This is a genomic window from Synechococcus sp. MU1655 (genome assembly GCF_023630655.1).
GTDB lineage: Bacteria > Cyanobacteriota > Cyanobacteriia > PCC-6307 > Cyanobiaceae > Synechococcus_C.
The window spans coordinates 1-2,528 of the sequence record NZ_JAKUHK010000270.1; the positions used below are offsets into that span (position 1 = coordinate 1).

General features: G+C 61.5%; 3 protein-coding genes. All 3 read right to left on the reverse strand.

Going from position 1 to position 2,528, the window contains the following annotated elements; all coding sequences use genetic code 11:
- Window positions 1–215, reverse strand: a 215-nt coding sequence (locus tag NCN04_RS10535) for a hypothetical protein (protein WP_250396068.1), incomplete at its 3' end; no start/stop codon positions are given.
- A 26-nt stretch (window positions 216–241) separates the two neighbouring features.
- Entirely contained in the window at window positions 242–1,480 is a 1,239-nt protein-coding gene (locus tag NCN04_RS10540) for a glycosyltransferase family 2 protein (protein WP_250396069.1), read from the reverse strand.
- Window positions 1,420–2,528, reverse strand: a 1,109-nt coding sequence (locus NCN04_RS10545; RefSeq protein ID WP_250396070.1) for an SDR family oxidoreductase, incomplete at its 5' end; no start/stop codon positions are given. The genes NCN04_RS10540 and NCN04_RS10545, both read right to left, overlap by 61 nt.

Below are 2,528 nucleotides of genomic sequence, written 5' to 3' on the forward strand. Positions count from 1 at the left end.
CGAGAAGCCAGCAGAGGCAGAGCCAGGATTCGGGCGAGCTGCACCACCAACGCCACCAAACCGAAGTCGAGCAACCTGCCCGACTGAGCAAACAGCCAAAGCCCAATGCCGTAGAGGCTGGTCTGCGTCCCAAGATTGGAGATCAACTGACCACACCAGAGGAAGCGAAACAGCACGCTGTTAGGCGGTGCCCCCTTGGCCCCGTTGGCAGACATCGACGATCCGGTTGGCAATGGCACCTTTATTGGAGTCGATCGCGCTGGATCCACACCCGCGCAGGCCTCGTCCGCACGGCATAGTCAACCCCACGCCAAGAGATCCGGCGAGCCAGCAAGGCTGCCACTGTGGACGCCCCATCCACCAGCTGCCCTGGCAACAGGCCCACACTCCAGCCCAACCAATGGGGGCTGCCTTCCGGCTGCAGCAATTGTTCAATCCAGCACAGCAAGCCCACGCAACCCAGCTCGTAGACCAGCGCCGTGGTCCAATCTCCCTCAAGCAGCGCAAGCAAGAGCAGTGCTGCACTGCTAATCCCGTGGAGTGCCACCAAGCCCCAGGCCGGATGATGCAGGCGAGCGGTGAGGAGCTGACGGGTGATCCAGCGGCTCAGCGGGAGCAACGCTTGAGCAGGATCCGGATCCACCATGACCAGATCCGGTGCGAACCGGTAGTCCAAACCCAAACGTCGCAGCGGACCCAACAGGCCGGTGTCTTCGCACAGGCCCCGGCTGAGCAGCTCCAGCCAATCGCCCGCGTCCACAACGGAGCGGCGCACACAAAGGCATCCACCCCAAGGGATCTTCCACAGGGTCATCAAAACCACAGCACCGGCGTTCCATACCGCTCGCGTCCAGCTGCTCAGATTCAATCCCGACAATCCTGGTGATGGCGGCGCAAACCAGCGGTTGCCCGAAATCGCGCCGACGCCCGGCTGTAAGCACGCCCAGGCACAGCGCTCCAAGCCATCCTCAGCGAAGCGGATATCAGCATCGAGAAGCACCACCAGGGCGCTATCGGAATGAAGATCAGGAAAGGCCTGGCGTAGTGCTGCACATTTCAGCGAGCCCTGGCTCGGGCGCTGCTGAAGCGTTCGGCATTGCAGCTCGTTCCAAGCGGTGTCAGTGCGAGCCAACCAGGGCTGGAGCAGGGGCCAGGCTGGATCAGCATCACTGTCCACCACCACCTGGAGCCGCCAAGGGGCTGGGTAGGTCTGGCGAGCAAGCACGTCCAACAAACGCGGCAGGCAGGCATCCGCCCCCCTCAGGCAAAGCACCACCTCCAAAGGCAACCATCCCTCCTCGGGCTCCGCTGGCAGCTGGTGAGTCCCTCGCCGCAAGTCGCTGAGGCGACGGGAAAACAGTTTGACGAGCAGAATCTGCAGAAGCAGGAGTCCAAACAGAAGCGCGGTTGCAGGCAAGCTCAAACCCCAGCGCTCTGCTGAAGCAGCACCGATGCCCAGGGACCAATTAATTGAGGCCAATCAGGGCAGCGCACCCCCTGTTCAGCCAGCAACTCGGTGGTGGAAGCACAACTGGGTCGAGCCCGCTGGCCCCTGCAGTTGCTCTCTGGGTAGGTCAGGCCATCCTCTCCCCAGCGTTGCCGCAGGAAAGGAAGCAGGGGCTGAAGCGGATTGGCCGAGCTCTGTTCGATCTCCGTGATCCAGTCCTGCATCGGCACAATCCGCCAGCCGCTCTGGGCATCAGTGATTTGACCCAGCAAGGCATTAAGCATCATCGGCTCAGGGTGCTGCAAGTGGAAACAGCGGCCCTTTGCAGACTTGCTCCAAGCCAATGCAGTGATGGCATCAGCCACGTAATCCACAGGCACCACATCAAGCTCCCAGGCCAGATCAGGCGAGGCCCCTAGGGCCAAACAACCCTGCAGCAAGCGCTGCAGCAGATCACCTTGGTGCCAAGAGCTGCCATTGGAAGGACCGGCAATCAGCGGAGGTCGATAGATCGTGACGGGAAGTCCGGCCTCCCCTGCCCGCCGTACCATCCGGTCCGACACCCATTTGGTCTGGGAATAACCAAGTTGAATTCCCTTCCAGTCCTGCAGCGGATCGTGCTCAGCGATCACCTGGTCGCGATAAGCATCCGCCTCAAACACAGCCACGCTGGAAATCAACTCAAAACGCAGCGGTGAACCTGCGGTGGCCAAATGGAGAAGCTCTCGAGTTCCTCCCACATTGGCCGCTGCCAGTTGGGCGTAACTGGCCATCTGACTGAGCTGGGCACCGTTATGAAGGATTCCACCCAACCCCTGGCCTAGAGCCGCAAATTGATCAGGGTCCAGTCCCAGCTTCGGCTGGGCAAGGTCTCCCAGCACCACCTCCAACCGCTCCGACCAGGCCGGGTTCCAGAGCCCATAACGACGAAGGTTCAGCTCCAACGTCTCCAATCCCTGTTGCCTGGAGGCAGCGCGCACAAGACATCGCAACCGCAGTTCCGGCCAACGCTCAAGTTGCCCAGCCAAGAGATAAGCGCCAAGAAAGCCACTCGCCCCGGTGAGCAAGACCTGCTCACTTG